The organism is Microbulbifer guangxiensis (assembly GCF_021729075.1).
GTDB classification, from domain to species: domain Bacteria; phylum Pseudomonadota; class Gammaproteobacteria; order Pseudomonadales; family Cellvibrionaceae; genus Microbulbifer; species Microbulbifer guangxiensis.
Genome location: NZ_JAJSAQ010000003.1, coordinates 562,197 through 588,746, shown reverse-complemented (window position 1 = coordinate 588,746; position 26,550 = coordinate 562,197). Strand labels below are relative to the sequence as shown.

Annotated in this window: 23 protein-coding genes; 3 read left to right on the top strand and 20 right to left on the bottom strand. The window is 62.3% G+C overall.

What is annotated here, in order from left to right; translation table 11 throughout:
* Positions 1–2: 2 nt before the first annotated feature.
* Complete coding sequence (gene cfa / locus LVD12_RS09520; protein ID WP_237067463.1) at positions 3–1,151, top strand: cyclopropane fatty acyl phospholipid synthase; 1,149 nt, start codon at positions 3–5, stop codon at positions 1,149–1,151.
* A gap of 743 nt (positions 1,152–1,894) precedes the next feature.
* Here the strand turns inward: cfa and LVD12_RS09515 are convergent.
* Both LVD12_RS09515 and LVD12_RS09510 read right to left on the bottom strand, forming a co-directional pair.
* Entirely contained in the window at positions 1,895–2,656 is a 762-nt protein-coding gene (locus tag LVD12_RS09515; protein ID WP_237067462.1) for an SDR family oxidoreductase, read from the bottom strand.
* Between the two features lie 26 nt (positions 2,657–2,682).
* A complete protein-coding gene (locus LVD12_RS09510) occupies positions 2,683–3,690 on the bottom strand; it encodes a DUF481 domain-containing protein (RefSeq protein WP_237067461.1) in 1,008 nt (335 codons plus the stop codon).
* Positions 3,691–3,888: 198 nt separating this feature from the next.
* Between LVD12_RS09510 and LVD12_RS09505 the strand changes: the two genes are divergently transcribed.
* Positions 3,889–4,218, top strand: a complete 330-nt coding sequence (locus LVD12_RS09505; protein ID WP_237067460.1) for an MGMT family protein — start codon at positions 3,889–3,891, stop codon at positions 4,216–4,218.
* Between the two features lie 13 nt (positions 4,219–4,231).
* On the opposite strand, the gene LVD12_RS09500 is transcribed toward LVD12_RS09505, so the two are convergent.
* The 8 genes from LVD12_RS09500 to LVD12_RS09465 all read right to left on the bottom strand — a co-directional run bounded on the left by LVD12_RS09500 (position 4,232) and on the right by LVD12_RS09465 (position 16,039).
* Positions 4,232–5,587 carry an AmpG family muropeptide MFS transporter gene (locus LVD12_RS09500; protein WP_237067459.1) on the bottom strand — a complete coding sequence of 452 codons (1,356 nt, stop codon included), beginning with the start codon at positions 5,585–5,587 and terminating at the stop codon, positions 4,232–4,234.
* Between the two features lie 54 nt (positions 5,588–5,641).
* The gene (locus LVD12_RS09495; RefSeq protein WP_237067458.1) at positions 5,642–6,232 is read right to left on the bottom strand and encodes a YbhB/YbcL family Raf kinase inhibitor-like protein; all 591 of its coding nucleotides are present in this window, start codon (positions 6,230–6,232) and stop codon (positions 5,642–5,644) included.
* Positions 6,229–7,251, bottom strand: coding sequence for a threonine ammonia-lyase (locus LVD12_RS09490; RefSeq protein ID WP_237067457.1), 1,023 nt, complete (start codon positions 7,249–7,251; stop codon positions 6,229–6,231). The genes LVD12_RS09495 and LVD12_RS09490 overlap by 4 nt, the downstream gene beginning before the upstream one ends.
* A gap of 45 nt (positions 7,252–7,296) precedes the next feature.
* Complete coding sequence (locus LVD12_RS09485; RefSeq protein ID WP_237067456.1) at positions 7,297–8,700, bottom strand: aldehyde dehydrogenase family protein; 1,404 nt, start codon at positions 8,698–8,700, stop codon at positions 7,297–7,299.
* A 218-nt stretch (positions 8,701–8,918) separates the two neighbouring features.
* Positions 8,919–9,791 carry a regulatory signaling modulator protein AmpE gene (gene ampE / locus LVD12_RS09480; protein WP_237067455.1) on the bottom strand — a complete coding sequence of 291 codons (873 nt, stop codon included), beginning with the start codon at positions 9,789–9,791 and terminating at the stop codon, positions 8,919–8,921.
* Between the two features lie 83 nt (positions 9,792–9,874).
* Positions 9,875–10,441 (bottom strand): 1,6-anhydro-N-acetylmuramyl-L-alanine amidase AmpD, encoded by a 567-nt coding sequence (gene ampD, locus LVD12_RS09475; protein WP_439651341.1) that lies wholly within the window; start codon positions 10,439–10,441, stop codon positions 9,875–9,877.
* Between the two features lie 118 nt (positions 10,442–10,559).
* Positions 10,560–13,277 carry a DUF1631 family protein gene (locus LVD12_RS09470; RefSeq protein ID WP_255771751.1) on the bottom strand — a complete coding sequence of 906 codons (2,718 nt, stop codon included), beginning with the start codon at positions 13,275–13,277 and terminating at the stop codon, positions 10,560–10,562.
* A 401-nt stretch (positions 13,278–13,678) separates the two neighbouring features.
* Positions 13,679–16,039, bottom strand: a complete 2,361-nt coding sequence (locus LVD12_RS09465) for a DUF1631 domain-containing protein (protein ID WP_237067453.1) — start codon at positions 16,037–16,039, stop codon at positions 13,679–13,681.
* Positions 16,040–16,322: 283 nt separating this feature from the next.
* On the opposite strand from LVD12_RS09465, the gene nadC reads away from it, so the two are divergent.
* Positions 16,323–17,177 (top strand): carboxylating nicotinate-nucleotide diphosphorylase, encoded by an 855-nt coding sequence (nadC, locus tag LVD12_RS09460; protein ID WP_237067452.1) that lies wholly within the window; start codon positions 16,323–16,325, stop codon positions 17,175–17,177.
* Positions 17,178–17,220: 43 nt separating this feature from the next.
* Here the strand turns inward: nadC and LVD12_RS09455 are convergent, their stop codons facing one another.
* The 10 genes from LVD12_RS09455 to ccoN form a co-directional block, all read right to left on the bottom strand.
* Positions 17,221–17,517 (bottom strand): sll1863 family stress response protein, encoded by a 297-nt coding sequence (locus LVD12_RS09455; RefSeq protein WP_237067451.1) that lies wholly within the window; start codon positions 17,515–17,517, stop codon positions 17,221–17,223.
* A gap of 87 nt (positions 17,518–17,604) precedes the next feature.
* Positions 17,605–18,348: a sulfite exporter TauE/SafE family protein gene (locus tag LVD12_RS09450; protein WP_237067450.1), complete on the bottom strand. Its 744-nt coding sequence runs from the start codon at positions 18,346–18,348 to the stop codon at positions 17,605–17,607.
* Positions 18,345–18,602 (bottom strand): cbb3-type cytochrome oxidase assembly protein CcoS, encoded by a 258-nt coding sequence (gene ccoS, locus LVD12_RS09445; RefSeq protein ID WP_237067449.1) that lies wholly within the window; start codon positions 18,600–18,602, stop codon positions 18,345–18,347. Before ccoS ends, LVD12_RS09450 begins: the two co-directional genes overlap by 4 nt.
* A gap of 3 nt (positions 18,603–18,605) precedes the next feature.
* Positions 18,606–21,065 carry a heavy metal translocating P-type ATPase gene (locus LVD12_RS09440; RefSeq protein WP_237067448.1) on the bottom strand — a complete coding sequence of 820 codons (2,460 nt, stop codon included), beginning with the start codon at positions 21,063–21,065 and terminating at the stop codon, positions 18,606–18,608.
* Entirely contained in the window at positions 21,062–21,586 is a 525-nt protein-coding gene (locus LVD12_RS09435; RefSeq protein ID WP_237067447.1) for a FixH family protein, read from the bottom strand. The genes LVD12_RS09440 and LVD12_RS09435 overlap by 4 nt, the downstream gene beginning before the upstream one ends.
* A 114-nt stretch (positions 21,587–21,700) precedes the next feature.
* The gene (ccoG, locus tag LVD12_RS09430; protein ID WP_237067446.1) at positions 21,701–23,119 is read right to left on the bottom strand and encodes a cytochrome c oxidase accessory protein CcoG; all 1,419 of its coding nucleotides are present in this window, start codon (positions 23,117–23,119) and stop codon (positions 21,701–21,703) included.
* A 148-nt stretch (positions 23,120–23,267) separates the two neighbouring features.
* The gene (gene ccoP, locus LVD12_RS09425; protein WP_237067445.1) at positions 23,268–24,176 is read right to left on the bottom strand and encodes a cytochrome-c oxidase, cbb3-type subunit III; all 909 of its coding nucleotides are present in this window, start codon (positions 24,174–24,176) and stop codon (positions 23,268–23,270) included.
* Entirely contained in the window at positions 24,173–24,439 is a 267-nt protein-coding gene (locus LVD12_RS09420; protein WP_237067444.1) for a cbb3-type cytochrome oxidase subunit 3, read from the bottom strand. Before LVD12_RS09420 ends, ccoP begins: the two co-directional genes overlap by 4 nt.
* 13 nt (positions 24,440–24,452) lie before the next feature.
* Positions 24,453–25,070, bottom strand: coding sequence for a cytochrome-c oxidase, cbb3-type subunit II (gene ccoO, locus LVD12_RS09415; protein WP_237067443.1), 618 nt, complete (start codon positions 25,068–25,070; stop codon positions 24,453–24,455).
* Between the two features lie 11 nt (positions 25,071–25,081).
* Positions 25,082–26,536, bottom strand: coding sequence for a cytochrome-c oxidase, cbb3-type subunit I (ccoN, locus tag LVD12_RS09410; RefSeq protein WP_237067442.1), 1,455 nt, complete (start codon positions 26,534–26,536; stop codon positions 25,082–25,084).
* Positions 26,537–26,550 lie beyond the last annotated feature (14 nt).

The following is a 26,550-nucleotide window of genomic DNA, read 5'->3' as shown; positions in this document are numbered from 1 at the left end:
CCATGGGAAGTGAGCAGCAGCAATCAATGGCAGCACCAACCACGCCCCGGGGCCAGCACCTGCTGGATGAGCTCCTTGCGGAAGCGGATATCCGTATCAACGGCGACCGTCCCTGGGACATGCGCCTGCACCGGCGCGGCGCGCTGGATGAGATCGTCGCCCGGCAGAGCCTGGGGCTCGGCGAAACCTATACGCGCGGCGACTGGGATGTGCCGGCGCTGGACCAGTTCTTCCACCGGCTCCTGCGCACCGATCTCACCTCCCATATCCGCTCCTGGCGCAACGGCCTGCGTATCCTGCGCAGCTACCTGGTCAACCGGCAGAGCCGCGGTCGCGCTTTCGAGGTCGGTGAACGCCACTACGACCTCGGCAACGATTTCTACAAGGCCATGCTGGACAGCCGCCTCACCTACAGCTGTGGTTACTGGAAAGACGCCGGCAACCTGGAAGACGCGCAGGCAGCGAAGCTGGACCTGATCTGTCGCAAACTGGGCCTGCAGCCTGGCATGCGCCTGCTGGATATCGGCTGTGGCTGGGGCAGCCTGGTGAGCTTTGCCGCGGAGCACTACGGAGTGGAATGCGTGGGTGTGACCGTCTCCAAAGAGCAATCCGCCTACATCGAGGCCAACTTTGGCCACCTGCCCATCACTGTATACCTGCAGGACTACCGCAACCTGGATCAGCGTTTCGACCGCATCGCCAGCGTGGGCATGTTCGAACATGTCGGGCACAGGAACCACCGCACGTTCATGCAGGTGGCCAAACGCTGCCTCAGACCGGATGGCCTGTTGCTGCTGCATACCATTGGCAAGAACCAGCGGCACTCAGCCACCGATCCTTGGATCGAAAAGTACATTTTCCCCAACGGCGAACTGCCTTCGGCGGGACAGATCGGCGACGCGGCTGACAGCCTGCTGGTGTGCGAAGACCTGCACAATTTCGGCAGCGACTATGACAAGACCCTGATGGCCTGGCACCACAATTTCGAAAAACACTGGGAAAGGTTTGCCGGGCAGTACGGCCAGCGTTTTTACCGCATGTGGCGCTATTACCTGCTCTCCTGCGCCGGTGCCTTCCGCGCACGGCACATCCAGCTCTGGCAATGGCTGTTGTCGGACCGGCGGCCCGGCGGCGTGGTGCGGGTATCCTGAGGCACGGGCAAAACTGGATGCCGGCCTGCGCCGGCATGACGGGGGTCGGGTATCCTGAGGCACAGGGCAAGACCGGATGCCGGCCTGCGCCGGCATGACGAGGTGCGGGTATCCTGAGGCACGGGGCAAGACTGGATGCCGGCCTGCGCCGGCATGACGAGGGTCGGGTATCCTGAGGCGCGGACAAAACTGGATGCCGGCCTGCGCCGGCATGACGAGGGTCGGGTATCGTGAGGCGCGGACAAAACTGGATGCCGGCCTGCGCCGGCATGACGGGGGTCGGGTATCCTGAGGCGCGGACAAAACTGGATGCCGGCCTGCGCCGGCATGACGGGGGTCGGGCTCTCTAGCTGGTGGATTGGATTCAATGCCCGGCGGGTAACTCTGGCCGCCCCGGCAATCGACGTTCATCACCTCAACGGACAACTGGCGTCACCCAATTGAGAGCCGTCAGCCAACTGAGAGCCGTTAACCAACTGCGCGCTCTCGGCCAACTGAGAACCGTTAACCTACTGACAGCCGTCAGCCAACTGAGTACCGTCAACCAACCGAGGCCGTCAGCCAACTGAGAGCCATCAGCCAACTAAGAGTCATCAACCAACTGAGCGCCGTCACCCGGAACCCCACGATCGTCACCCCGGCGAAGGCCGGGGTCCAGTGTTTCGGCGCTGGAGCTGGGATGGCCTGCAGCAACCAGACCGGGTAGTCAGTAGTGGCAACCAGCCACCACTGCAGCGGAGAAGTTAAATCCTTGCGCCGCCGTCAATTTCCAGTACGCGACCGGTGAGGTAATCATTCTCAACAATGAAGGCCACGGTGGAGGCGATCTCCTCCTGCTCGCCGAGGCGACGCAGTGGTACCTGCTTGAGCAGACCCTCGAGAATTTCCGGGCGCATCTGTGCCACCATGTCGGTACCGATAAAGCCCGGCGCGATAGCGGCCACACGGATACCGTAGCGGGCCAGTTCGCGGGCCCAGGTCACGGTCATGGTGGCGACACCGGCCTTGCTGGCGGAATAGTTGGTCTGGCCCATGTTGCCAGCGCGGGACACACTGGAGATGTTCACCATCACACCGCCCTCGCCGCTCTCCGCCATGATCGCAGCCGCTGCACGGCCACACAGGAAGACGCCGGTCAGGTTGACGTCGATCACCGACTGCCACTGTGCCAGCGACATCCGCTCGGTGACCTTGCCCTCTTTTACTTTCAGCAGCATGCCATCGCGCATGATGCCAGCGTTGTTGACCAGTACATGCAGGCCGCCAAAGTCTTCGGCAACCCTGGCGAACACGGTGTCCACCTCGTCCTCGCTGGCCACGTTCACCTTGTAGCTGCGAGCTTCAGCACCTTTAGCCTCACACTGGGCAATGGATTCCTGCAGCCCCTCTTCGTTGACGTCCAGCAGAGCCAGGCGCGCACCGCGCTCTGCCAGATAGGTGGCCATGGCCCGGCCCAGACCCTGCCCGGCACCGGTGATGGCAACTACTTTTCCTGCAATATTCATCTTCTGTCTCTCTTATTGTTCTCAGATCACCACTGGTAGCCGACACCGACGGTCAGCTTAGTATCTTCCTTCTCGCTCTCCAGGGAGGGCGTATTGTCGTACAGCCAGTGATAGGCGATCTCCATGAGAATGCCTTTTACCAGCGGGGTGCGGACGCCCAGCCTGGCATTGGTCTGGTAGTCCTCACCGTTGTTCACGGACTGCAGTAATTCGTGGTCGAAGTAGATCTCCGGCCCCAGATCGAATTTGTAGCGGTAGTTCAGAGCGGTACGGGCGGCCGCATAGCGCTCATCCTGACCCTCGCTCAGGGCGTCGTCGATGAACTGCTCCTGCAGGCTGTTCACACCGCCCTGCAGGGAGAGGGTGGCCTTATCGGTATCGAAGAACAGGTAACCGAGACCGAGACCGTAGGTGGTACCGAGGTCCAGGTTCCGGGCCTCTTCCCTCTCGACGGCGGTGTTGCCGGCGGCGAACCATTTCTCGGAGAAGATCCAGCGCAGGTTGTAGGCGAGCTGGTATTTCTCCAGTGAGTCCACCTCGGGCCCGCTGTCGTTCTGGTACAGGGCCTTGATCAGGTGGTGAAAATCGCCGCTGCGCACATCCAGGTTGACGTTGACATCGAGGTCCTCCCGCTCGCGGTTACCGGTTTCGAATACACCGCCGGCGTTGACATTGCCGTGGAACACCACCGGGTTACCGACGAAATTCACATAGGGCTCGGCGCGGTCGATGGCGGGGAAATCCATCACCCAGCCCTCACCCTCTTCACAGTAGAGCTCCCACTGCTCGCGACGGTGGCCCGCCAGTGCACAGGGGCCATCGCGTCCGGCGATCTTGAGATCGACATCCGTATCCAGGGAGAGCACCTTGGACTTTTCCACCCGGATCTCGCCAAAATTTTCCGACTTCCATACCACGTGGTCCCTCTCGACCACGACCAGGTTGCCGTAGACACGGTCACCGTTGTTCAGCGTCAGCACACCGGCATAAGCTGGTAGCGCGGTGAGCAGCAGACCTGAGAGAGCGAGGGACAAGAATGGGCGTACAACTGAAAGCACAGGAAAACCTTGGTTTGTAGGGAGTTATGTACCGCGGTAGGTCCAGGCCAGGATGACCCGGGACAACAGGAATGCAATGATGCCACACTCGCACCCGCTCTTGCAGGGCCGGGCAAGCGTGAACAAGCTCCAACGGAGCCGGAAAGAGTCGATTTGAGTGTGACCAGAAAGCCAGTGCCAGACAAAAAGGGACAAACTGCGCCGAACAGCCCCATGCAGGCGGCTATCTACCTGGTATTGGCAAAGATACCCGCCGGGCGCGTGATCACCTATGGCGACCTGGCCGAGATGGCCGGCTATCCACGGGCAGCGCGCCGCGCCGGTCAGGCGTTGCGCCAGCTGCCGGCTGACACCACCCTGCCCTGGCACCGCGTCATCAACGCCAGCGGTCGTATCTCATTGCCGGAGCCTGCCGCCCAGAGACAGCGGGAGAGGCTGGCACAGGAGGGGGTGATCGCCATCGGCGGACGCGTCGATTTAGCGCGATTCCGCTGGCGACCCTGAATCGCGGCCGCTATTAACCTGGGGCCGGCTCGGCCTCGGCAGCCTTGCGACGGTCGCGCCACCAGACATAAATCGCCAGCAGGATCGCCGGAATTCCGAGAATGGCGGCGTAGATGAAGAACATGGAGTACCCCTGGGTATCCACCACGATTCCCGAGAATGCGCTGATGAACTTGCCGGGGAGGGTCATTAGCGAGCTGAACAACGCATACTGCGTGGCCGTGTACTCCTGATTGACCAAACTCGACAGGTAGGCGATGAACACGGTATTGGAGATCCCGGCGCTGATGTTGTCGGCGCTGATCAGGATCGCCAGCCAGCTTTTCTCGGGCCCTATCTGGGCCATGTGCGCGAAAAGAAGGTTGGTGGCCGCGACCATCACCGCACCGAGAATCAGCGGACGCAAGATCCCGTAGTGGACCACGAGTAGTCCACCGAGATAGGCCCCGAGAATAGAAAAGAAAAAACCGAACACTTTCACAATCTGGAAGATGTCCGTTTTTGTAAAGCCGAGGTCCAGGTAAAAGGGATTGGCCATGACTCCCATGGCCAGATCACTGATGCGATAGATACCGATCAGCAACAGCAGGATCAGTGCAAAGCGGCCATTGCGCTGGAAAAAATCAATGAACGGGCAGGCCACAGCCTTCACAAACCACTCTTTCAGGCCGCCGTGTTGACCCGGCCCGAGAATACGCTCAATCCAGGTGCGCTCAAAAGGCTTCGCAGACTCTGATGCCTTGTTGTGATCGGGTTCGGCAATCAGCAGCGTGGTGATGATGCCCACCCCCATCAACATCGCCATGCTCAGGTATGAGGTGGACCAGTCAGTGATGTCGGCAATGTACAGCGCCCCGCCACCGGCCACCAGCAACGCCACCCGGTAGCCAAAGACATAATTGGCTGCCATCGCTCCCTGAAACTCTTTATCGACTGCCTCAATGCGAAAGGCGTCGACAACAACGTCCTGGGAAGCCGCGCAAAATGCGATCACCACACACACGATTGCAATTTTGGTCAACGCGAGCTGGGGGTTGATATTGGCCAGAAAAAGCAGGCCGAGGGCAATCCCCGACTGTGAAACGAGCATCCAGCTACGCCGTTTCCCCAGCCAGCGGGTGAACAATGGAATACGCAGGTGGTCGATGACCGGCGCCCAGGCAAACTTGATCGAATAGGTGAGCCCCACCAGGGCGAAGAAGCCGATCGTGGTGCGGCTGACGCCGTAATCCGTGAGCCAAGCGGCGAGGGTCGAGAACACCAGCAGGAAGGGCAACCCGGCGGAAAAGCCGAGGAAAAACATCGCAATGACGCGAGGCTTCAGGTAGACCTTGGCCGCCTCTGCCCAGGAGAGTCTCTGTTCCTGCATGCCGCTTTACTGTCCTTTTATAGATTTAGTTGGCAGTGCAATGGCCGGTGGCGATCAATGCCCCCAGAGCACTTCCAGCTGGGCTTCGGCCAGCTTATTGGCATTCACGTTGAAACCCACCTGTGCAGGCGTGGCATTTTCATCGAGGGGAAGCTCTTCCACACCCAGAGCAACCAGGCGGAACTGGTAGCGGTGGTCGCCGTGCCCCTTCGGTGGGCAGGCACCGCCATAACCCGGGCTGCCGTAATCATTGCGCACCTGGGTCGCTTCCGGAATCAGGCCATTTTTCGGCTCACCGGCGCCGGCGGGCAGGCTGTCCCGGTCAGCGGGGATATTGAACAGCACCCAGTGCCACCAGCCGCTGCCGGTTGGCGCATCGGGGTCATAGACCATCAGGGCAAAGCTCTTTGTGCCTTCCGGTGCGCCGCTCCAGCTCAGGGCGGGTGAGACATTTTCACCGCCGCAGCCACTGTAGACGTGCTCCATGGGCATCCGTTCGCCGGCCTTGAGGGTGTCAGAAGTGAGCGTGAATTCCTGGGCGGAGGACATGGAGGCAAATACCGTCAGTATTATGGTTGCCACCAGTTTAGCAGCCCAGCGGGTGGCCAGAGCCGGTCCGGTGTGGGCGGGTAGAAACGGGTTCATGCGGTCTTCTCCCTGCTGCTGAACAGGTTGCAGGCCCTGTCCAGATCCATGTTGCCGCCGGTAAGCACAACGGCGACCTGCTTGTTGCGGAAGCGCGCACCGTGCTCGAGCACTGCCGCCAGCCCCACTGCAGCCGAGGGCTCCACCAGCTGCTTGGTGCGGGTCCACAGCAACTCCATTGCTTCGACGATGCCAGCCTCAGAGACCGTAACGATATCGCGAACCGTCTCGCGGATCACGTCGAAGTTGCGCTGCCCGAGAGTAGTGCGCAGCCCATCGGCAATGGTTTCCGGTTGCTGGCTGGTCACCAGCTGGCCGCTGCGCAGCGAACGCTGGGCGTCGTCCGCACCCGCGGGCTCGGCCCCGAGAACCACCGTCCCCGGCGCCAGGGCCGCCATGGCCAGGCCAATCCCGGCCAGCAGTCCGCCTCCGCCCACCGGAGCGATGATGATATCGGGTGTGAAGCCCGCGTCGCGGGACTGCTGCATGATTTCGAGCGCCACGGTTCCCTGTCCGGCAATGATGCGCCGGTCATCAAATGGGGGCACGACATGCGCACCGGTCTCCGCCACCAGTCTGGCCAGGGTGTTTTCGCGATCCGCCAGGGTCGGCCCGCACAAAATGATTTCCGCACCATAGCTGGCGACAGCGACCCGCTTGGCCAGGGGCGCAGTCTCCGGCATCACCACCCGGCACTGGAGGCCCGCCTGCCCCGCCGCCCAGGCCAGTGCAGCACCGTGATTGCCGGAGGAGTGTGTGGCAACAAGGTGAGTGCCCGCAGGCAGCTGTGCCAGGGCATTGCAGGCACCGCGGGCCTTGAACGCCCCGACTTTCTGCAGGTGTTCACACTTGAAATGCAGGCTGGCGCCAGTCAGCGTATTCAGCTGGTGACTGCTGATCAGCGGCGTGGTATGCACCTGTCCGGCGATGGTCTGCGCGGCGGTAAACACCTCGGCGCTTGTGGGGAGATCGGGCGTTTCATTGAGCATGGGGGCGAAGCAAACCTTGTAGGGGGACACCGTGAGCCCGACCTCCCGGCCGGGCCCCGAAGCCGTGTGTGCCGCTCAGCGCAGCCAGCGCAGCAACTTGAACTTCAGTTTATTGAAAGGCGCGTAACGTACATTCAGGTCGAGCATGTACTTGCGCTCCATGACCGCCCTGTAGTGACTGAACGTCTTGAAGCCATGCTCGCCGTGATAGGCACCCATGCCGCTGGGACCGACCCCGCCAAAGGGCAGATCGTGCGCGGCCATGAACATCATGCAGTCATTGACGCAGGCATTACCGGAGCTGCAGCGGCGCAGGATCCGGTCCGCAGTGGCCTGGTCGCGGGTGAATATGTACAGTGCCAGCGGCTTGTCCCGCTCGTTGATGAATTCCTCTACACGGCCGAAATCGTCCAGCTCCACCACTGGCAGGATGGGGCCGAAGATCTCCTCCTGCATTACCGGCGCCTCCGGGCCGGGATTGCGCACCAGTGTCGGGGCCACGTAGCGGTTTTCCGGATCCGCTTCACCGCCCCAAAGCACTTCACCTTCTCCCAGGTATCCGGCAAGGCGACGGGCGTGCCGCTCGTTGACGATGCGACCGTAGTCGGCGGACTCGCGCGGATTCTCGCCAAACATCTCACGTACCGACTTCTCGATCGCCGGCAGCAGCCGTTCCGCGGTAGCGCGGGTACAGAGCAGATAATCCGGCGCGATGCAGGTCTGGCCGGCATTGGTGAACTTGCCCCAGGCAATGCGTCTGGCGGTGACCTCGATATCGGCATCGTCGGCGACGACACAGGGGCTCTTGCCGCCCAGCTCCAGAGTCACCGGTGTCAGGTGTTTTGCGGCGGCAGACATGACGATGCGGCCCACATGACCACCCCCGGTGTAGAGAATATGGTCCCAGCGCTGTTCCAGCAGCGCGGTGGTTTCCTCGACGGCACCTTCGACACAGGCGAAAGCGTCACTGTCGAGATAGCGAGGCATCAGCTCCGCAATCAAGGCCGAAGTGGCGGGCGACAGCTCCGATGGCTTGACGACCGCGCAGTTACCGGCGGCAATCGCCGGCACCAGTGGAGCGAGGCTCAACTGCAGCGGGTAATTCCAGGCGCCGATAATCAGGACAACGCCCAGCGGCTCCGGCAGGATATAGCTTTTGCCCGGCTGGGCAACCACCGGGGTGGAGACACGGCGGGGCCGCACCCAACGCTTCAGGTGTTTGAGCGCATGGTCGATATCCCCGACAACCGCCGAGATCTCGGTCATGAACCCTTCCTGCGGCGCCTTGTTGAGATCACTCTTCAGGGCGTCGATAAAGCGCTGCTCATTCTCCATCACCATCTTGCGCAACTGCGACAGCTGATGGCGGCGCCAGCCCAGTTCTCCCGTCGTGCCACTGCGAAAATAAGTGCGCAGGCCGGCCACCAGGGCAGGTGCGTTGAGAGCGCTGGCAGGGCTGGAATCTTGATCAGTCGCCATCTTGGGCTCCAGTGTCGGTGCATCCATGAATCTGTCCCGTGTTTCTGCTTCTTATTAGCAATTCTCGGCAGCGGCTGATGGCGGGCAGGCCGAAACCCTCGTCTGCCAGCTGCCCGCTGCCACTTCCTGCCGGCTTTGCGGCAAGTCCATCGGTCAATTGGAACAATTTTCCCAAGTAGGCGCCAGCTAAATCAAGAAAAGTCGCGGCCGCAGCCAGTTCAGTAGCCGAAAAGCACCACCAGCGCCATCACGGTTATCCACAACAACAGCGACCGTGACAGCAATGCCTGCAACCCTTCCAGCTGTGCACCGCAAGCGCGTTGGGCCTCGGCCACCTCGGCCCCGGCGCTGCACTCACTGGCATCGATGCCGCCGAGGGCGCCCTCGAGATAGGCCTCGAGTACCTCATCGGTTGCCCGCTCCCGGCAGGTCAGGCACTGGCGCCAGGCCCGGTAGGCACCGGCGAAGTTACCGACGATGGCAAAGCTGAATCCCATGATCCGCACCGGCAGCCATTCCAGCAGCCACAGCCAGCGGGCAGCCATGCTGTTGTCGGTGCCCTCTTCTTCTGCGTAGAGCGCGCTCAGGCGGAACAGGAGAGCGCCGGGAATGCCCAGCAGAATGAACCAGAACAGCACCGCAAACAGGCGCTCGAATGCGCAGTAGGCAGCACCGCGGAATACCTGTTCGTGTAATTGTTGGGGCGAGGTGCCCTCCTCCTCATGCGGCGGCAACAGGGGCGCAGCCGCAGTGCGGGCCGCAGCCAGGTCGCCCTGATACCAGTAACGCAGGTAATTGGAGACCATCTCGTTGAAATTGCCCCGACCGAGGCAATAGAGCAGCAAGGGCACACCAGCAAACAGGATACCGAGCCAGCCCAGCAAAGCTTCAGCCATGACCATGATGAGGGCGCCGAGCAGTGCTGGCGGCAGCACCGCCGCCAGCAGCATCAGACCGGGGTTCTGCTGCAGGGCCGGGAAGCGCGCCAGACGGCTCCGCCACCATCGAAACCAGCCATCGCGATGCACCGGTGCACCAGAGCCCCAGAGCTGCACAAGCGCCAGGGCAATCAACACAATGAGCAGAGCCATAGTTATTCTCGATCGGGAAAAGACGAGTGACAGAATACCGCTACCGGGCCGGCGGAAAAACCCTCACGGTGCACACGTGAGAATCAGGCCTGGCGCTCCTGCTCAATCCTGCGATGGTAATGCTGCCAATCGAAACCGGGGCCCGGATCCAGCTTGCGGCCGGGCGCGATATCGGAATGTCCGGTAATGGTTTCGGTGCCAATACCCGGGTAGGCATCCATGAGCGCCGCGGTGACCGCAGCCAGGGCACGATACTGTGCCTCGGTGTAGGTGTCGGTATCGATTCCCTCCAGCTCGATACCGATGGAGAAATCATTGCAGTTGCAGCGGCCGCAGAATTCAGACTGCCCGGCATGCCAGGCGCGGCGATCGAACGGCACATACTGGGTCACGCCGCCCTCGCGGTCGATCAACAGGTGGGCCGAGACCTGCAGGCCGCCGATCTCCTCAAAGTAGGGATGATCGCTGGTATCGAGATGGCCCTGGAAGAAGTCATCGATATAGGGCCCGCCATACTGCCCGGGCGGCAGACTGATACTGTGAATCACCAGCAGATCGATCTCCGCATCCTGCGGGCGCTCGTTGCAGTGCGGACTGGGGACACGCCGCGCCCCCTCCAGCCAGCCGTTTTCCACTCGGTATTTCATCATTTGCAGGCACAGTAACCGTTTATTGGGCGCCCCACAGGGGCGCCGACAAAAAGCCATTGTATGGAGAGATGGGAGGGGTCGCCAACTGCCTGGCGGCCATCTGTCAGGGAGGAGGTGATCAGCCCTCTTCGGGCACCGGCGCTTCTGCCGCAACCTGATCCGCTTCCGCCTCTTCAGAGACGGTCACAGGAATCTTGCTCTCGCCGATATTGCCCACCACGTGCTGCAGGGCGCGCTCAAACAGCGGCCCCTGCTCCAACGGAGTCATGACCTTCTCCCGCAGCGCGTGGGCAAGCTGCAGGCGACTGTATACCGCCACCCGGGCACCGGAACGGTTCACGAACATGAACTGATCCAGATCACGGATGATGGCTGCGAGCCGGCAGCGCACCGGCGCCTTATCGGCCTCGGAAAGCATGAACCAGCTGTCTTTCAGGTGATACGTCTGGCGCCAGTGCTGATCGGAATCTTCGAGGGGCTTGAGATTGGCCTCCCGACGCTGCGGCGCCTCCTGCACTACCTGCTCCAGCTTCTCCATCCGCGGCAAGTCCGCGTCGCCGTCGAGCAGTTCGTGGACTTCGGCCTCTGAAGCGATGGGCTTTTCCGCTGCAACTTCCGCTTCCGTCGGCTTTTCCTCCGCTGGCACCAGGGCCTCAAGCGGAGCTGCGGTAGCGCCGACCGGCTCCTGGGGAGCCACATCCGGGATACGCAGAATGCTGTCAGCCTCCCGGCGCAGTTCCTGCACCAGGCGCTCGCGAGTGCGACGCTCGCGCTCGGATTCCACACGGTCCGCCAGGGCCTGGCGCTCGCGGTACAGCTGGTCCAGCGCCTCCATCAGGCGCTGGCGGTCTGCCGGATTCAGGGACAGGGACTGCGCCCCCTCATCCAGGCGCTTGCGCAATCCCGGCAGCAACTGCTGCATCTTGAAACTGCTTTCCGGCATCGGCGCCACGACACTCCACACCAGGTCGCGGGCGGTGAGCACGTTGCGACGCCACTGATCGCTGTCGGTCCCCTCTTTCAGACAGGTGCGGAACAGGACGCTGTTCCAGACCCGGTTCAGCCACACATGCACCACTTTGGGCAGCCGGCGTTCAGCGGTCAGGGCATCAAAAACTGCGGCGACGCGCGCCTTGGAGGCCTCGACCCGGGCACTGCCCTGGGCCTCTTCGACCGAGCGGCGCTCCATGACCCGCGCACGGCGACGCTCGCGCTCAACGTATGCCTCGAATTCGTCCAGCAGGCGGACAAAAATGTCCTCGTCCTGATCAAACTTCTCCAGCACTTCCTCGACGATTGAGGAAATCTCTTTGTAGAAAGGTTCCTCGCGGAAATTTTCCCCGGGCTGCCAGCCAATGGCAGCATCCGCCAGCGCATTGAACAGCTTCCGCGCCGGGTGACCGCCCTTACTGAAGAAGGCCTTGTCCGATACCGCCAGCTTCAGTAACGGCAGCTGCAGGCGGATCAACTGGACCTTGATCGGCTCGGCCAGGTTGCGGTCCTCCAGCATGAAGGAGAACAGCATATCCACCATGCGGATGACTTCGCTGTCGAGTTCCTCCAGCGAAGCTTTCTGCTTGGCTTCAACCAGACGCTCCTGCAGCAGGCCGCTGACGTCCAGTAGCTGGCCGGTGGGGCCTGCCTGCAGCGGCACGGTGGTCTGCAGCGCACCCAGGTGTTGCAGCAGGTCCGTGGTAGGCATCGCAGCGACACCGGCAGAGGCCGGCATCAGACCGTATCCACCAGCGGCTCCACCCGACTGGCCGGCACTGCCACCAGCAGGGGCAGCGCCCGCCGCCGGAGAGCCGCCAAAGCCAGCACCGGTATAACCTCCCGGGGCAAAACCGGCTCCGGCGTCATGCATACCCGGGCCCGCACCGGCAGGCATCCCTGCACCCGTGGGCACTCCTGCACCCGTCGGCATTCCTGCACCGGAGAAGCTTCCCGCACCGGCAGGCGCCCCGGGCACCTGGGGCATACCGGTACCAGCTGCACCACCGAGCGGCAGACCTCCCGGCCAGGCATCCCCTCCGGGCTGCTCACCGGGACCTTGCTGGGCTGTGGGCATACCGGACTGCGGGGCTGTGGGCGAGGCGCCACCCGCCGGCTTGGCGCGGCGATGCAACAGGGGATCTTTCAGGCCGGGCAGGACGCCCTTCTCGATCAGGAGGTCATTGCAATTCTTATAGAGGGTGCCGAGTTTGAGGCCGAGCAGCTGCTCGAACTTCTTCAGCATCGTCAGCCGCGCACGCAGGTGAATATCCAGCGGGCTGAGCGCCTGAACGAAGGCGTCACAGATGACGCCCGGGGCCAGCGGCATATTCTCGTCATAAACCTTGGAGGGCAGCAGGGTATCGAGGCGCAGGGTCAATTCGGCAATGGGGCTGGCGTGATCACGCTTGACCGCAGCGATGATCGTCTTCACCGCCACCTGCTGTTCGAGGTCATCATTCTGCACCAGCGAGAGGCTGCTGTCGGAGTCCCGGTCCTGGGTGGCCGGCTTGCTGCGGGATCTCTGCGGATCGTTGAGGTCGTCAAAGGCCTGCGATACGCCGCTGACAAAACGGTCAGTGACCCGATTGCGCTCGAGACGCAACACACGCAGGGCCTGGAATAGTCCGTCCTGCTCTTCCTGTGTGTGAACTTTTTCCGCAGTCGCGAACAGGGTGTCGTCCACCGCAGTGAAGATTTCCTTCACGCGAGCAAACAACCAGCTGCTCGCAACATCGCGGACGCTCGCTACCTTACTCGGGAGAGAGGAAGTGCGAGATCTTCCTGAATCATTGACATTTTTTCCTGAGAACGCGACCACGCGCGGGAAGTCATTGGTGTCCATGATTGCCTCTGATCGCCACCCTGGCGTTGAGAAATGGGATTTCTCCGACGGTCTACCCTGACCTTGACGGATGCATCGAATAACCGGCCAGAAAACAACCAGCCTGCCGGCTGCCAACCTCGTCCACACTGGGGCGAAAACTTGAAAGTGCCGGGACTCACTACGAGAACCGGTTCACAAACAGGAGGTTAACAAGTGCAGAGGAGAATATCCGGGAATTGCCGCCATCAAGCAAGGGGTTGGCGGGTACTTACACCGCCATTTATTCGAAATTTTTCCACATTTTGATGGGAAGTCACGAATGGCAGGCGAAAATGTTGAAATTGTCACTCGTGGACAAGTCGATTGGGCATTAATGACAACCTGTCTTTCGGTGACATCAATACCCGATGATCCGCTGGCTACGGCAGCTTCTCGCGGCTTTTCCGTGCGTTACCAATGACTGACTGCAGGGCGCGCTCAAATAACATGCCGTCGTCGAGCGGCATCAGCCTTACCTCTCGCAGGGCATGAGCCAGTTCGAGGCGGGAGAACTCGGCCACCTTCGCACCATTGCGGTTAACGAAAATAAACTGGTCGATATCTCTGATCACTGCAGCCAGGCGGCAGCGGAACTGCTCGTCCTCAGAGCGCTTGAATTCAAACCAGCTGCCCTGAGCAAGGCGAAAAGTCATTTGCCAGTGCGCGTCACTCTCGTCGATTGACTGTGGCTCAACTTCGGCCGCGCCGGAAGCCGCAACCTCAGCATCCGCGGCGACCTGCTCCAGCTCGTCCAGCTGCGGCACTGCATTTTCCTTGACCACCTGCGCTTCTGGTTTCCCGGCCGCTGCAGCCTCTGCTGGCTCCTCCACCGCAGGCTCACCCTGGTTGGCCCCGGCCGCCTGATCCTGTTGAGCAGTTCTCTCTGCCAGCAACCGCTGGGCCAGCGCGAACCGCTCCCGGTAGACCTCCTTCAGGTCGGCAAACAAACGGCGGGCCTCAAAGGGATTCAGGGAGACGGATTGCACCCCCACCCTCAGGCGATCCTGCAGAGCCGGCAATAGTGCAAGCAACTGCTGCCGGCTGTCCGGCATTGGAGCCTGGACACTCCACACCAGATCCCGAGCAGTGCGCACATCCTGGCTCCAGGCCTCGGACTCCGTGCCCTCCTTCAAAGAGGTCACGAGAAGCACATTACTCCAGACTTGCATCAACCAGTCGTGCACTACCTGGGGCACATCGCGCTCGGCCACCAGCGCATCGATGACTGCCGCTACCCGGGCCCTGGCAGCCTGGGTTCTCGCCCGGCCGTCCGCCTCGTCCACCACGCGCTTCTCGAGCATCTCTGCACGCTTGCGTTCGCGGGCAATAAACGCTTCGAATGACTCGAGCAGCTCGGCGAACAGGCCGACATCCCGATCAAATTCGTTTGCAATCCGGTCGACGATGCGACAGGTCTCACGGTAGAGCGGCTCGCGCTCATGGTTTTCCCCCGCCTGCCAACCGGTCGCGGCATCAGCAAGGGCATTGAGTAACTTGCGTGCAGGGTGGCCCCCTTTGGAGAACAGCGACTTGTCCGCGATCCCCACCTTGAGCAGAGGCAACTGCAGCCGCCCGAGCTGGGACTTGATCGGCTCGGCGAGGTTGCGGTCTTCGAGGATGAACGAAAACAACATCTCCACCAGCTTGATGATGTCACTGTCCACCTTGGCGAGGGATGCAGACTGGTTTGCCTCTATCAGGCGCTGCTGGAGCAGCTGACTGACATCCAGCAATTGCGCACCGGCGCCCTGGCCCGCAGGCACGGAAGCCTGCAATGCACCCAGGTGCCCGAGAAGATCAGAGGCGGGCATGGGGGCCAGGCCGGCAGTTGGCGGCAGCAGGCCGGGGACAAACTGTCCCACGGGCTGGCCCTGGAAACCCGTGTTGTGGCCGTGCGGGGCCTGACCACCCTGCACCGGCGGTACAGACTCTTCGACCGGCACTCCCTGGCCCTTACCAGGCTCGCCCCTGGCGTCTTCCTGGCGGGCTCGCGCCTGGTCCCGCCGCGCAGTGCTTCGCCGATGGCTCAGGTCTGGCAGGATGCCCTGCTCCACCAGTGTCTGGTTACATCCGTCATAGAGTTCACCCAGATGCAGCATCACTTCCTGCTCAAATTTCTTGAGCACCGTGAGCCGGGCACGGATATGGATCTCCAAAGGGCGCAGCGCCTCCACAAAAGCATCACAGAGAGCTTCCGGGCGGAGGGGATTATTCTTCTCGAAAACCTTGACCGGGTAGAGGGAATCCAGCCGCAGTGTCAGCTCGTTGAGGGCGTCGGCAAAGTCTCTTCTGGCATTGGCCACCATGGTGTCAACGGCAACCAACTGTTCCAGGTCATCGTTGTGCACCAGGGAGAGGTTCTCTGACAGCAGCGGCTCTTCTGCCTCGCCTTGCGCTTCCGAGACGAAGAACCCCTCTTCAAGGCTGGCGCCGAAACGGGAAGAGATACGGCGTCGTTCGACCCTGAGCAGCCTGAGCGCCTGAAAGAGGCCATCCTGCTCTTCCTGGCCGTGCGCGCGCTCCGCCATGGAAAAGAGGGAGTCATCCACTTTGCCAAACAGCTGCTTGAGCCTCTCGAGCAGCAGGTCCCTGGCTTTGTCTTTGAGAATACCAACCGTGGCGGGAAGCACCTGCGGACTGCTCGCAGTTCCGCTCACACCGTTGCCGCCCCTCCTGGAGAGGGAGACTACATTCGTCGATTCCTTGATCTCCACCTCGTCCCCCGAATGCCCTGCCGGCACCCTGCACTCTTGGTCGTGTTAACCGCGTGATCGTGTTCACCGTGAAAGTCGGGAAAAGCCACAATCCGCGCTTTTGGCTGCCTCTTTTCCGTTTGCGGGCAACTCCAATATCGTCAGCATTCTAACGCCATTATGCCTTTGCTCGACACTGGTCAGAGGCGGGATTTGAGACCCAGCGCACAGCTCCGGGAAAGCTCGGACGCAGCCGCTTTACGGGCACCGCCATGACCTCCGTCGAGGGGAATTCTGCTACTATGCCGCTCTTGCCAATGGAGGCCGATCGATGCACCCGCAAGAGACTGATATCCCCAATCTGCTGGAAGACCTGGAGCGAGCCGTTCGCCATGCACTGGCCGAAGATATCGGCGGCGGAGACATCACCGCGCAGCTGATTCCAGCCGATCGCGAGGCCCGCGCCAGGGTGATTACCCGTGAGGACTGCACCGTCTGTGGACGCGCATGGGTTGAGGAAGTCTTCCGCCAACTGGATGCGCGGTTGAAACTCCACTGGCATTGCGAAGACGGTGATGCAGTGGCGGCTGGCACAGTGCTGTTCGAACTGGAGGGCAATGCCCGTGCCATCCTGACCGGTGAACGCACAGCGCTCAACTTTCTCCAGACCCTGTCCGGTACCGCCACCTCTGCAGCGCAGTATGCCGCACTCGCCGCCGGCACCGGGGTAAAAATCCTCGACACGCGCAAGACGATTCCCGGATTGCGGACTGCGCAGAAGTACGCGGTCCTCTGCGGGGGCTGCTTCAACCACCGCATCGGTCTCTACGATGCGTTCCTGATCAAGGAAAACCATATCGCCGCTGCCGGAGGCATATCTGCCGCCATACAGCAGGCGCGCGGTATCGCGCCCGAAGCGCTGGTGGAAGTGGAGGTCGAGAATTTGGAAGAACTGCGCCAGGCCCTGGCAGCGGGCGCCGACGTGATCATGCTGGATGAGTTCAGCGATGCCGACACCCGTGAGGCACTGGCGCTGGCAAAAGGCAGGGCCAAGATAGAGATTTCAGGCAGTGTCGATGCCGACAGGTTACAGCAGCTGGCAGCACTGGATGCGGATTACATCTCTTCAGGCAGCCTCACCAAGCACCTGCGCGCCATCGACCTCTCGCTGCGCATCGATCTCTGAACCCGCCACGGGGCTGGTGCATGCCCGAGGCGGGGCGCAGATCTCAGCTCAGCCGGTCCCGGGCCCGTTCGATAGAGCGCTTCATATCGCTCCAGGCATCCTCGAGACCATCCTTGAGCTCATCCCAGGCATCACCGCTCTTGCCGTGCAACTGCTCTAGCTTCTTGTTCATCGAGTCACGCTTGCTTTGCAGCTTGTCGATCTCATCCCGGTACTTGATACGCATATCAGCACCGGCCTGCTCCGCCTTGGCGGACAGCTTGTCAATTTCCGCGTTCCACTCTTTCAGCTTGGCGCGCGCTTTTTGCTCATAGGCTGAACGGTCGGATTCACTGCTCATGACGGCCCCCTGTTTGCCTGGTTTACCCAACCAGTCTAGAGCCAGTCACACTACCTCGCGCAAGATCCGGGGCGCCGGAGTCAGCAATTACTTGTGGTGATGCTGGTGATGATGGTGGCCGCTCTCGGCGGGTGACTCGGCCGCGGGAGACGCATGGCCGGCATGACCGGAATGGTCGCCGTGGCCCATGGCGCCCCACAGGGTCCAGAGCCCGAACAGCAGGATCAGCAGGGCCATCAGCAGTCGCACCCGCGGGCGCTGGACCAGGTCCCGCACCCTTGCCCCGGCGGCACCGGTGGCAAACATCGCCGGAACCGTGCCCAGGCCAAAAGCAAACATGGCCAGGGCCGCTTGCCCGCTGCCGCCCTGCGCCAGGGCATAAGTCAGTGCGCTGTATACCAGGCCGCACGGCAACCAGCCCCAGATGGATCCCAGTGCCAGCGCCCGCGGGGCGGAGTGCACCGGCAGCAACCGTCGGCTGAGCGGCTGCAGATACCGCCACAGGTGAGCACCGCCGCGCTCCAGCCAGACCAGCCCCCGCCACCAGCCGGCGATGTAGAGCGCCATGGCCACCAGCATCAGGCCGGCGATGATCCGCAGCGGCGTCAGCGTCGGCAGGGCCGCGGCCCCCACGGCACCGGCGATCGCGCCCATCAGGGCATAGCTGCCGAGACGCCCGGCGGAATAGGACACCAGTTGCCCCCAGGCCGGCTTCTGCCCCGGCACCGCCATTCCCAGCGCGGATGAAATGCCGCCACACATGCCCACGCAGTGGCTACTGCCAAAAAAGCCGATGGCCAGCGCGGCAGCGACAAACCCCCAATCCGTCATTGCCGCTCTCCCCCCCGCCCAGCGCTGTCTTCCCGGGCCTGCGGCTTCGGGTACCCGGTCCCTGCAGCATCGCCCACTGGAGACGGGCGATCAGAGCCAGCCTGCTGTCGCGGCTCGTCGTCATCGAACAGGATCCGGCGACCCTCGGTATCCAGATCGTCATACTGGCCGTTGTTCACCGCCCAGAAGAAAACCTTGACGGCGATGGTCACAAAGATAATGGCGATGGGAATCAGGAAATACAGGCTGTCCACGGGTTACCTCGCTGTTTGTGCCGCCAACGGGGTTGTTCCCACGAAGGATGGGCGCTGGGATGCCCAGCGCGACAACCGCAGGGCATTGAGCACCACGATCAGGGAGCTGGCGGACATACCCAGCGCCGCCACCCAGGGCGGTACCAGTCCGCATACTGCCAGCGGCAGCGCCAGCGCATTGTATCCCAATGCCCAGGCCAGGTTCTGACGGATGATGCGTCGGGACTTGCGCGCCAGCTCCAGCGCGTCCGGCAGCACTTCCAAGTCTCCGTTCAGCAGGATGGCATCAGCCCGCGACTGCGCCAGGTCGGCGGCGGAGAGCATGGCCACGGAAGCATCCGCGCCGGAGAGCACCGGCACATCGTTGAGGCCATCCCCCACCATCAGCACCCGCTCACCGCGGGCCTGTAGCGCCTGCAGGCGCTCGAGCTTCTCTTCCGGAGAGACCCCTGCCCGATACTCATCCACCCCGGCCAACTGCGCCAGGCGCGCCACTTCTGCCGACTGGTCACCACTCAGCATTTCCAGCGCCAGCCCGGACTCCCGCAGCCGGGCCACCGCGTCCGCGGCAGAGGCACGCAGCTGGTCGCCGAGGCCGATCCAGGCCACCGCACCACAAACATCCGCCAGCAACAGCCACTGCCCCTCGCCCAACGGCTGCGCGGGTGGCGTGGCGACAGCGAAATCCGGCCGGCCGAGACGGTAACCGACACCGCCTACCTGCCCTTCAATCCCGCGCCCGGTGTGGATCACCAGCTGTCGTGCCTGGCAGTTGTTGAACCAGGGCCGGAAGGCGCGGGCCAGCGGGTGATTACTGCGGGATTCGAGCGCCGCGGCCACATCCCGCACCGCCTGCTCATGCCAGTCCTCGCGGAGTACCTCGATCCTCAGGATCCGCGGCTCCCCGCGAGTCAGGGTGCCGGTCTTGTCGAATACCACCCGCGTCAGGCGCGGCAGGGTCTCGAGCAGATGGCCGCCGGCCACCAGCAGCCCCAGCTGTTGCAGCCGCAGAGTTGCCGCAGCCAGCGCGGCGGGGGTGGCCAGGGAGAGCGCACAGGGGCAGGTCACAACCAGCACGGAAAGCGCGATCCAGAAGGCCCGTTCCGGCGCAACCTGCCACCAGAACGCGAAAGCTGCGCCGGCGAAGAGCAGCACCACCGCCACGAACCAGCCGGCGATCCGGTCGGCGAGGGCCACCTGCTGGGGCTTTTCCAGCTGAGCTCGCTCCACCAGCCGCTCGATCGCTGACAGGCGGGTCGCCTGGCCGGCAGCGGTCACCCGCACCTCCAGGGTCGAGTCGCCATTGACGCTGCCCGCATAGACCCGGCTGCCGATGGTTTTCTGTTGCAGGGCGGACTCACCACTGAGCAGTGATTCATCAACGCCACTGGAGCCCTCGACCACCTCACCATCGGCGGGCACCGTGTCCCCCGGGCGCAACAGGATGCGATCGCCCGTGGACAGCGCCGCCACCGGCACCGGTCGGACTTCGCTCCCCTCCAGCCGGGTGGCGGTCAGGGGCAGCAGTTGCGCCAGCCCGCCACTGGCGAGGCCGGCGCGGTGCCGGGCCCGCATCTCCACCGTGCGCCCGAGCAGCAGGAAAAAGGTGAACATGGAGATGGACTCGAAGTACACCTCTCCGGTTTCAAAGACCGTGGCGTAAAAGCTGGAGACGTAGGCGAGCCCAATCGCCAGGGAGACGGGCACATCCATACTCAGGTGCCGGCCGCGAATGCTGCGCCAGGCGGCCGTGAAGAAGGGACGCGCGGCAAACAGCACCACGGGTGTCGCCACCAGCAGCGAGACCCAGCGGAAATAGCGCTCCAGTTCGGCGTCGATGCCGGTGGCCTCTCCGAAGTAGAGGGCGATGGCAAACATCATCACCTGCATGGTGCCGAGCCCGGCAACCCCCAGCCGGCGCAGGGCGGCGCGACGCTCCCGCTGGATAAGCTCCTCGCTGTTGGCCGCCGTGGCGGCTGCCGGTCGATAGCCGACCCGGGCCAACTCCGCAAATAGCTGACTGGGCCTGACGGATTCCGGATCGAATACGATCTGGGCCCGCTGGGTACTGGCATTGACCGAGACGCGCTCGACCCCCTCAAGGGCGCCCAGGTGTTTCTCGATCAGCCACACACAGGCGGCACAGGTGATCCCGCCCACAAGCAGGCTCGCCATCCTGAGCTGGCTGCCTCCGTTGCCATCCCAGTCCCGCACAAACTGATGCTGCAGCTCTGGCAGGTCGAAAGCCTCCCAGCGCTGGTCACGGGAATCGTCCCCTTCCGGGCGCTGGTTGGGCGTATCGCGAAAACGGTAAAAGTTGTCGAGACCGCCAGCCACGATGGCACCCGCCACTGCCTCGCAGCCCGGGCAGCACATGGGTCGCTCGGTGCCGTCGATGCGGACCGAGTGCCGGCTGCCGGAGGGCACCGGCAGGCCGCAGTGGAAACAGCTGGTCTCGCTCATTGCACAGCGGGGCTCAGCGGTGCCGCCTGTCCGAGTTCAAAATTGATTTCACCCTTGAGGCGCCATTCCGCCTCCAGATGCTGCTCTGGGTCGAGCTGCGGCATCAGGCGCAGGTACCAGCGGTGGTGCAGCTCGCCCTCGAACGTGCCCTGGTAACGCCCTGAAGAAACCTGGGTCAGGCGAATATGGTGGTCCAGATCCTCTTCGACCGGGTGGCTGAGGGACAGCAGCAGCGCCGGCGGGTACTCGACAGCACCGGTCAGGTCCAGGCTGATGGCATGTTCAGCGGGATCGAACTGCAGGATAGCGGCAAGCCCCAGCTCCCGCGCGCGCTCGTCCTGGCCGGCGGTGTAGTGGTACATGCGGCTGTCTTTGTAGTAGGTGTCACTGACCGTATCGTCGGCGTGACGAAAGGCGATGGACACCATGGTCAGGGAGACCAGCACCACCAGGATCAGCGGCGCAAGCACCAGCCACAGCCAGGTTTCCCGGTACCAGGGTTTGGGGGTTTGTTCGTTCACGAGCTCACTCACAGTGAAGTGGCGGGCGGGCGGCTGGCTGCCCTGCGCCCCACACCCGCTCTCTGGAATCCAGCGCCGGCAACTGCACTGCTGTGCCCTTGTGCCGGCGTGTTATTACTTTTTGGGGCCGATGAATACCGTCTGATGCCTGTCAGTCAGCTCCGGCTTGTCCACCGCCTCGACGATGATATCAATATCGTGCTTGGTGTCCTGCAGCTGTTCCCTGGGAACGCTGACCCGGATCGGCACTGCGTAGATCTCCCCGGCCTCGAGATAGATCTGGCGGGGCATTCTAAGGGAATATTCCAGCCCTGGCTTGCCCTCCACCCGGATTTTGAACTCGTGTGCAGCCTGATCCATGTTGTTGATCTTCACCGTGTACACGTTCTGGATATCGCCGCGATACTCCCGGTACAGGCGCGCACCGCGATCCCGCAGGACCTCTGCCTCGATCGGGCTGCGGGTGAGCACCTGGTGGGTGAACAGCCCCACCATCGCGGCCAGCACGAACGCATAGCCGAACAGGCGTGGCCTCAGGTAATTGGTCTTGCCGGTCTCCAGCTCGTCCTCGGAGGTAAAGCGGATCAGGCCCCGCGGGTACTCCATCTTGTCCATGACGCTGTTACAGGCATCCACGCACAGGCCACAGTTGATGCACTCGTACTGCATGCCGTCGCGGATATCGATGTCCACCGGACAGACCTGCACACACCAGTAGCAGTCAATACAGTCGCCAAGCCCCTCCGCCTTGTAATCGATGCCCTTCTTCCGTGGGCCGCGGGTCTCGCCGCGGCGGGCATCGTAGTAAACCGCCAGGGTATCGCGGTCGTACATCACCGACTGGAAGCGGGCATAGGGGCACATGTACTTGCACACCTGCTCGCGCATGAAGCCGGCGTTGAAGAAGGTGGCGAGGGTGAAGAAGGCAACCCAGAAAACGCCCTGGGGATGCGCATTGAAGGTGGCCAGGTCGACCACCAGCTCGCGGATACCGTAGAAATAGCCAACGAAAGCCAGCGCAGTGGCAAGGGCAATGAGAATCCAGATGGCGTAGGTTGCGGACTTGCGCAGGGCCTTTTCGGCGCTCATGGGCGCCGCATCAAGCTTCATGCGCTTCGCCCTGTCACCCTGGCAGACGCGCTCCGCCCACATGTACATCATGGTCCAGACGGTCTGAGGGCAGGTAAACCCGCACCAGACACGCCCGAGCCAGGTGGTCACGGCAAACAGGGCGAAAGCTGCCATGATCAGGATCCAGGCCAGCAGAAAACCGTCCTGAGGCCCGAAGGTGGCCCAGAAAATATGGAACTTGCGCTCCGGCAGGTCGAAGTGCACGGCCTGGCGGCCGTCGATATTGATCCAGGGAATGAAGAGGAAAGCGGCCAGCAGCGGCAGCCCGGTGTATTTGCGGATGCGGGTGTAGACGCCCCGTATGTGGCGGGTGTAGATCTTGTCTTCGGACTCGTAGAGCATGCGATAGCGGACTTCGCCATCGCCTTCCTGCTCTTCGCGGGTGGGAATCAGATCACTCACGACAAACCTCACTTATGCTCCGGGCCCCGGCAACAGGGGAGCACTCTTCGTCTGGCAAACAATGAGGCCTTTGTTTTTCGTCCCTGCGTGCCCGCTTCCTTGTCAGGCCCCGCCTGGGCGGGGCCGCTTCACATGGCTCAGTGAGGTATCACTGCTCCACTTCTTCCTGGCGTGACAGGCTGTACACGTAGGCAGCCACCAGGCGGATCTTGTCATCGCGCAGCTTGTCGTCCTGGGCCGGCATCTGGTTGCTGCGACCACCGCGGATAGTGTGCTGGATCTGCTCGCGGCTGCTGCCATAGAGCCAGATATTGTCGGTGAGGTTCGGCGCACCCAGGGCCTGGTTACCCTTGGCGTCCATACCGTGACAGGCCATACACACCTGGCCGAAAACCTTCTTGCCCTCGGCAGCCATTTCCGCATTGTGCTCGAGGCCATTCAGGGACAGGACGTACTCCGCAGTGGTGCGCACGCCTTCCTCACCGATGATCGGCCCCTGCGGCGGCATCAGGCCCTGGCGGCCCTTGTACAGGGTTTCCAGAATCTGCTCCGGCGAGCCGCCGTAGAGCCAGTCGTTGTCGGTCAGGTTCGGGAAACCATAGTTGCCGCCACCGTCAGCGCCATGGCAGACCGCACAGTTGTTGGCAAAGATTCGGGCACCCATTTTCAACGCGTCGCGGCTCTGGGCGATTTCCTCGACGGGCATCTCGACATACTTGCCAAACGTTTCATCGAACTTCTCCATCGCCTTCTGCTGGTCACTCTTCAGTTCGCCGACCGAAGTCCAACCACTGACGCCCTTGAAGTTACCCATGCCCGGATAGATCACCAGGTAGATGGCACTGAATACCAGGGAGCCGACAAACATCAGGAACCACCAGCGCGGCAGCGGGTTGTCATACTCCTCGATGCCGTCGTAGACGTGGCCGGTGGTCTGGTTACCCGGCTCTTGCTGGTCGTCGACCGCCACCTTGCGGTTGGCGAACAGAACCCAGCACACCAGCGCCAGGTTGGCGAGCGTGAGCACGATTACCCACAGACTCCAGAAAGTAGTCATTTTTCGTCCTGCCCCTTCTTGTGCTCCGCGGAAGTTTCTCCAGCGCGATCACCGCGCACGCTTCCTGCCGCCGAGTCTTCATCAGTTTTGTTCTTGTCGGCATCGTATGCCGAGCGAATCGATTGCTCTTCGTCCGCGAATGGCAACTTGGCATCCTCCTCGAAACGCTTCTTGCGCTTCGGGGAGAAGGCCCACCAGCAGACCGCAAGGAATGCGATCGAGCCAAGGACCACCGCAATCTGACGCAATATGTCGATATCCAAGAGCGATAACCCCTTAGCGCTTCTGCTGAACCAGCACGCCCAGCTGCTGCAGGTAGGCCACCAGCGCATCGATTTCTTTCACATTGCCACCGACGAACGGCTCGCCGGCCTTGGCGATGTCCTCATCAGTGTAGGGAACACCTGCCAGGCGCAGTGCGCGCATTTTATCGGCGGTATGCTCTCCGGTGACGACATTGTCAAAGAGCCACGGGAACGACGGCATGTTGGACTCCGGCACCACGTTGCGCGGGTTGTAGAGGTGCGCGCGGTGCCACTCGTCGGAGTAGCGGCCGCCGACACGGGCCAGGTCCGGACCGGTGCGCTTGGAGCCCCACAGGAACGGGTGCTCGTACACGTGCTCCTGGGACATGGAGTAATGGCCGTAACGTTCCACCTCGGCACGCAGCGGGCGCACCATCTGGGTATGGCACACGTGGCAGCCCTCACGGATGTAGATATCGCGGCCTTCCAGTACCACCGCCGGCCAGGGCTTGAGGCCCTCGATCGGCTCTTTGTTGGCCTTGATGAAGAACTGCGGAACGATCTCTACCAGCGCGCCGAAACTGATGGCGACGCAGATCAGCACGATCATCAGACCGATGTTTTTTTCTACGATGTCATGATTCTTCACGATCTGTACTCCTATGCCGTCTGCGCCAGCGGAACAGTGTTGTCCTGCTGCTCGGCGTTTTCCTTGTCGGTGATGGTGCGGAAGACGTTGTACGCCATCAGCAACATACCCAGCACGAAGAGCGCGCCGCCGATAAAGCGCACGTAGTAGCCCGGATAGCTGGCCACGACGCTCTCAACGAAGCTGTAGGTCAGGGTGCCGTCGGCGTTGAACGCGCGCCACATCAGGCCCTGGGTGATGCCGTTCACCCACATGGCGGCGATGTACAGCACGGTACCGACAGTCGCCAGCCAGAAGTGCGCGTTGATCAGCTTGACACTGTACATTTCCTTGCGGTGCCACAGGATCGGCACCAGGTGATACAGCGCGCCGATGGAGATCATGGCCACCCAGCCCAGCGCGCCGGAATGCACGTGGCCGACAGTCCAGTCAGTGTTGTGGGACAGCGCGTTAACGGTCTTGATGGACATCATCGGGCCTTCGAAGGTGGACATACCGTAGAAGGACAAGGACACCACCAGGAAACGCAGGGTCGGGTCGGTGCGCAGTTTGTGCCAGGCGCCGGACAGGGTCATGATGCCGTTGATCATGCCGCCCCAGGATGGCGCCAGCAGGATCACGGACATGATCATTGCCAGGCTCTGGGTCCAGTCGGGCAGCGCGGAGTAATGCAGGTGGTGGCCACCGGCCCAGACGTAGATGGAGATTAGCGCCCAGAAGTGCACGATGGACAGCTGGTAGGAGTATACCGGGCGCCCAGCCTGCTTGGGCACGAAGTAGTACATGATGCCGAGGAAGGCGGCAGTCAGGAAGAAGCCCACCGCGTTGTGGCCATACCACCACTGGATCATCGCATCCGCGGTGCCCGCGAAGTAGGAATAAGACTTCCAGGCAGCCGCCGGTACCGCCAGGTTATTGACGATGTGCAGACAGGCGATGGTGATGATGTAGGCGCCGAAGAACCAGTTGGCCACGTAGATGTGGGAAGTGCGGCGCTTGGCGATGGTGCCGAAGAATACCATGGCATAGGCCACCCAGATCAGCGCGATCAGGATATCGATCGGCCATTCCAGCTCGGCGTATTCCTTGGCGGAAGTCAGCCCCATCGGCAGGGTGATGGCAGCGAGAACGATGACCAGCTGCCAGCCCCAGAAGGTGAACGGTACCAGCCAGCCACCCCAGAGGCGGGTCTGGCAGGTGCGCTGCACTACATAGTAGGAAGTGGCAAACAGCACACTACCACCGAACGCGAAGATCACCGCGTTGGTATGCAGCGGGCGCAGGCGACCGAAATGGCTGAACGGCTGGAAGAAGTCGTTCAGCTGCGGCCATGCCAGCTGGGCAGCGATCAATACCCCCATTGCCATACCGAAAACACCCCAGACCACCGACATGACGGTGAACTGGCGCACGATGTTGTAGTCATAGTCCGGCGCGGGGCCGGTCTTTGCCACGGTTGTCGTCATTGTGTTACTTCCGT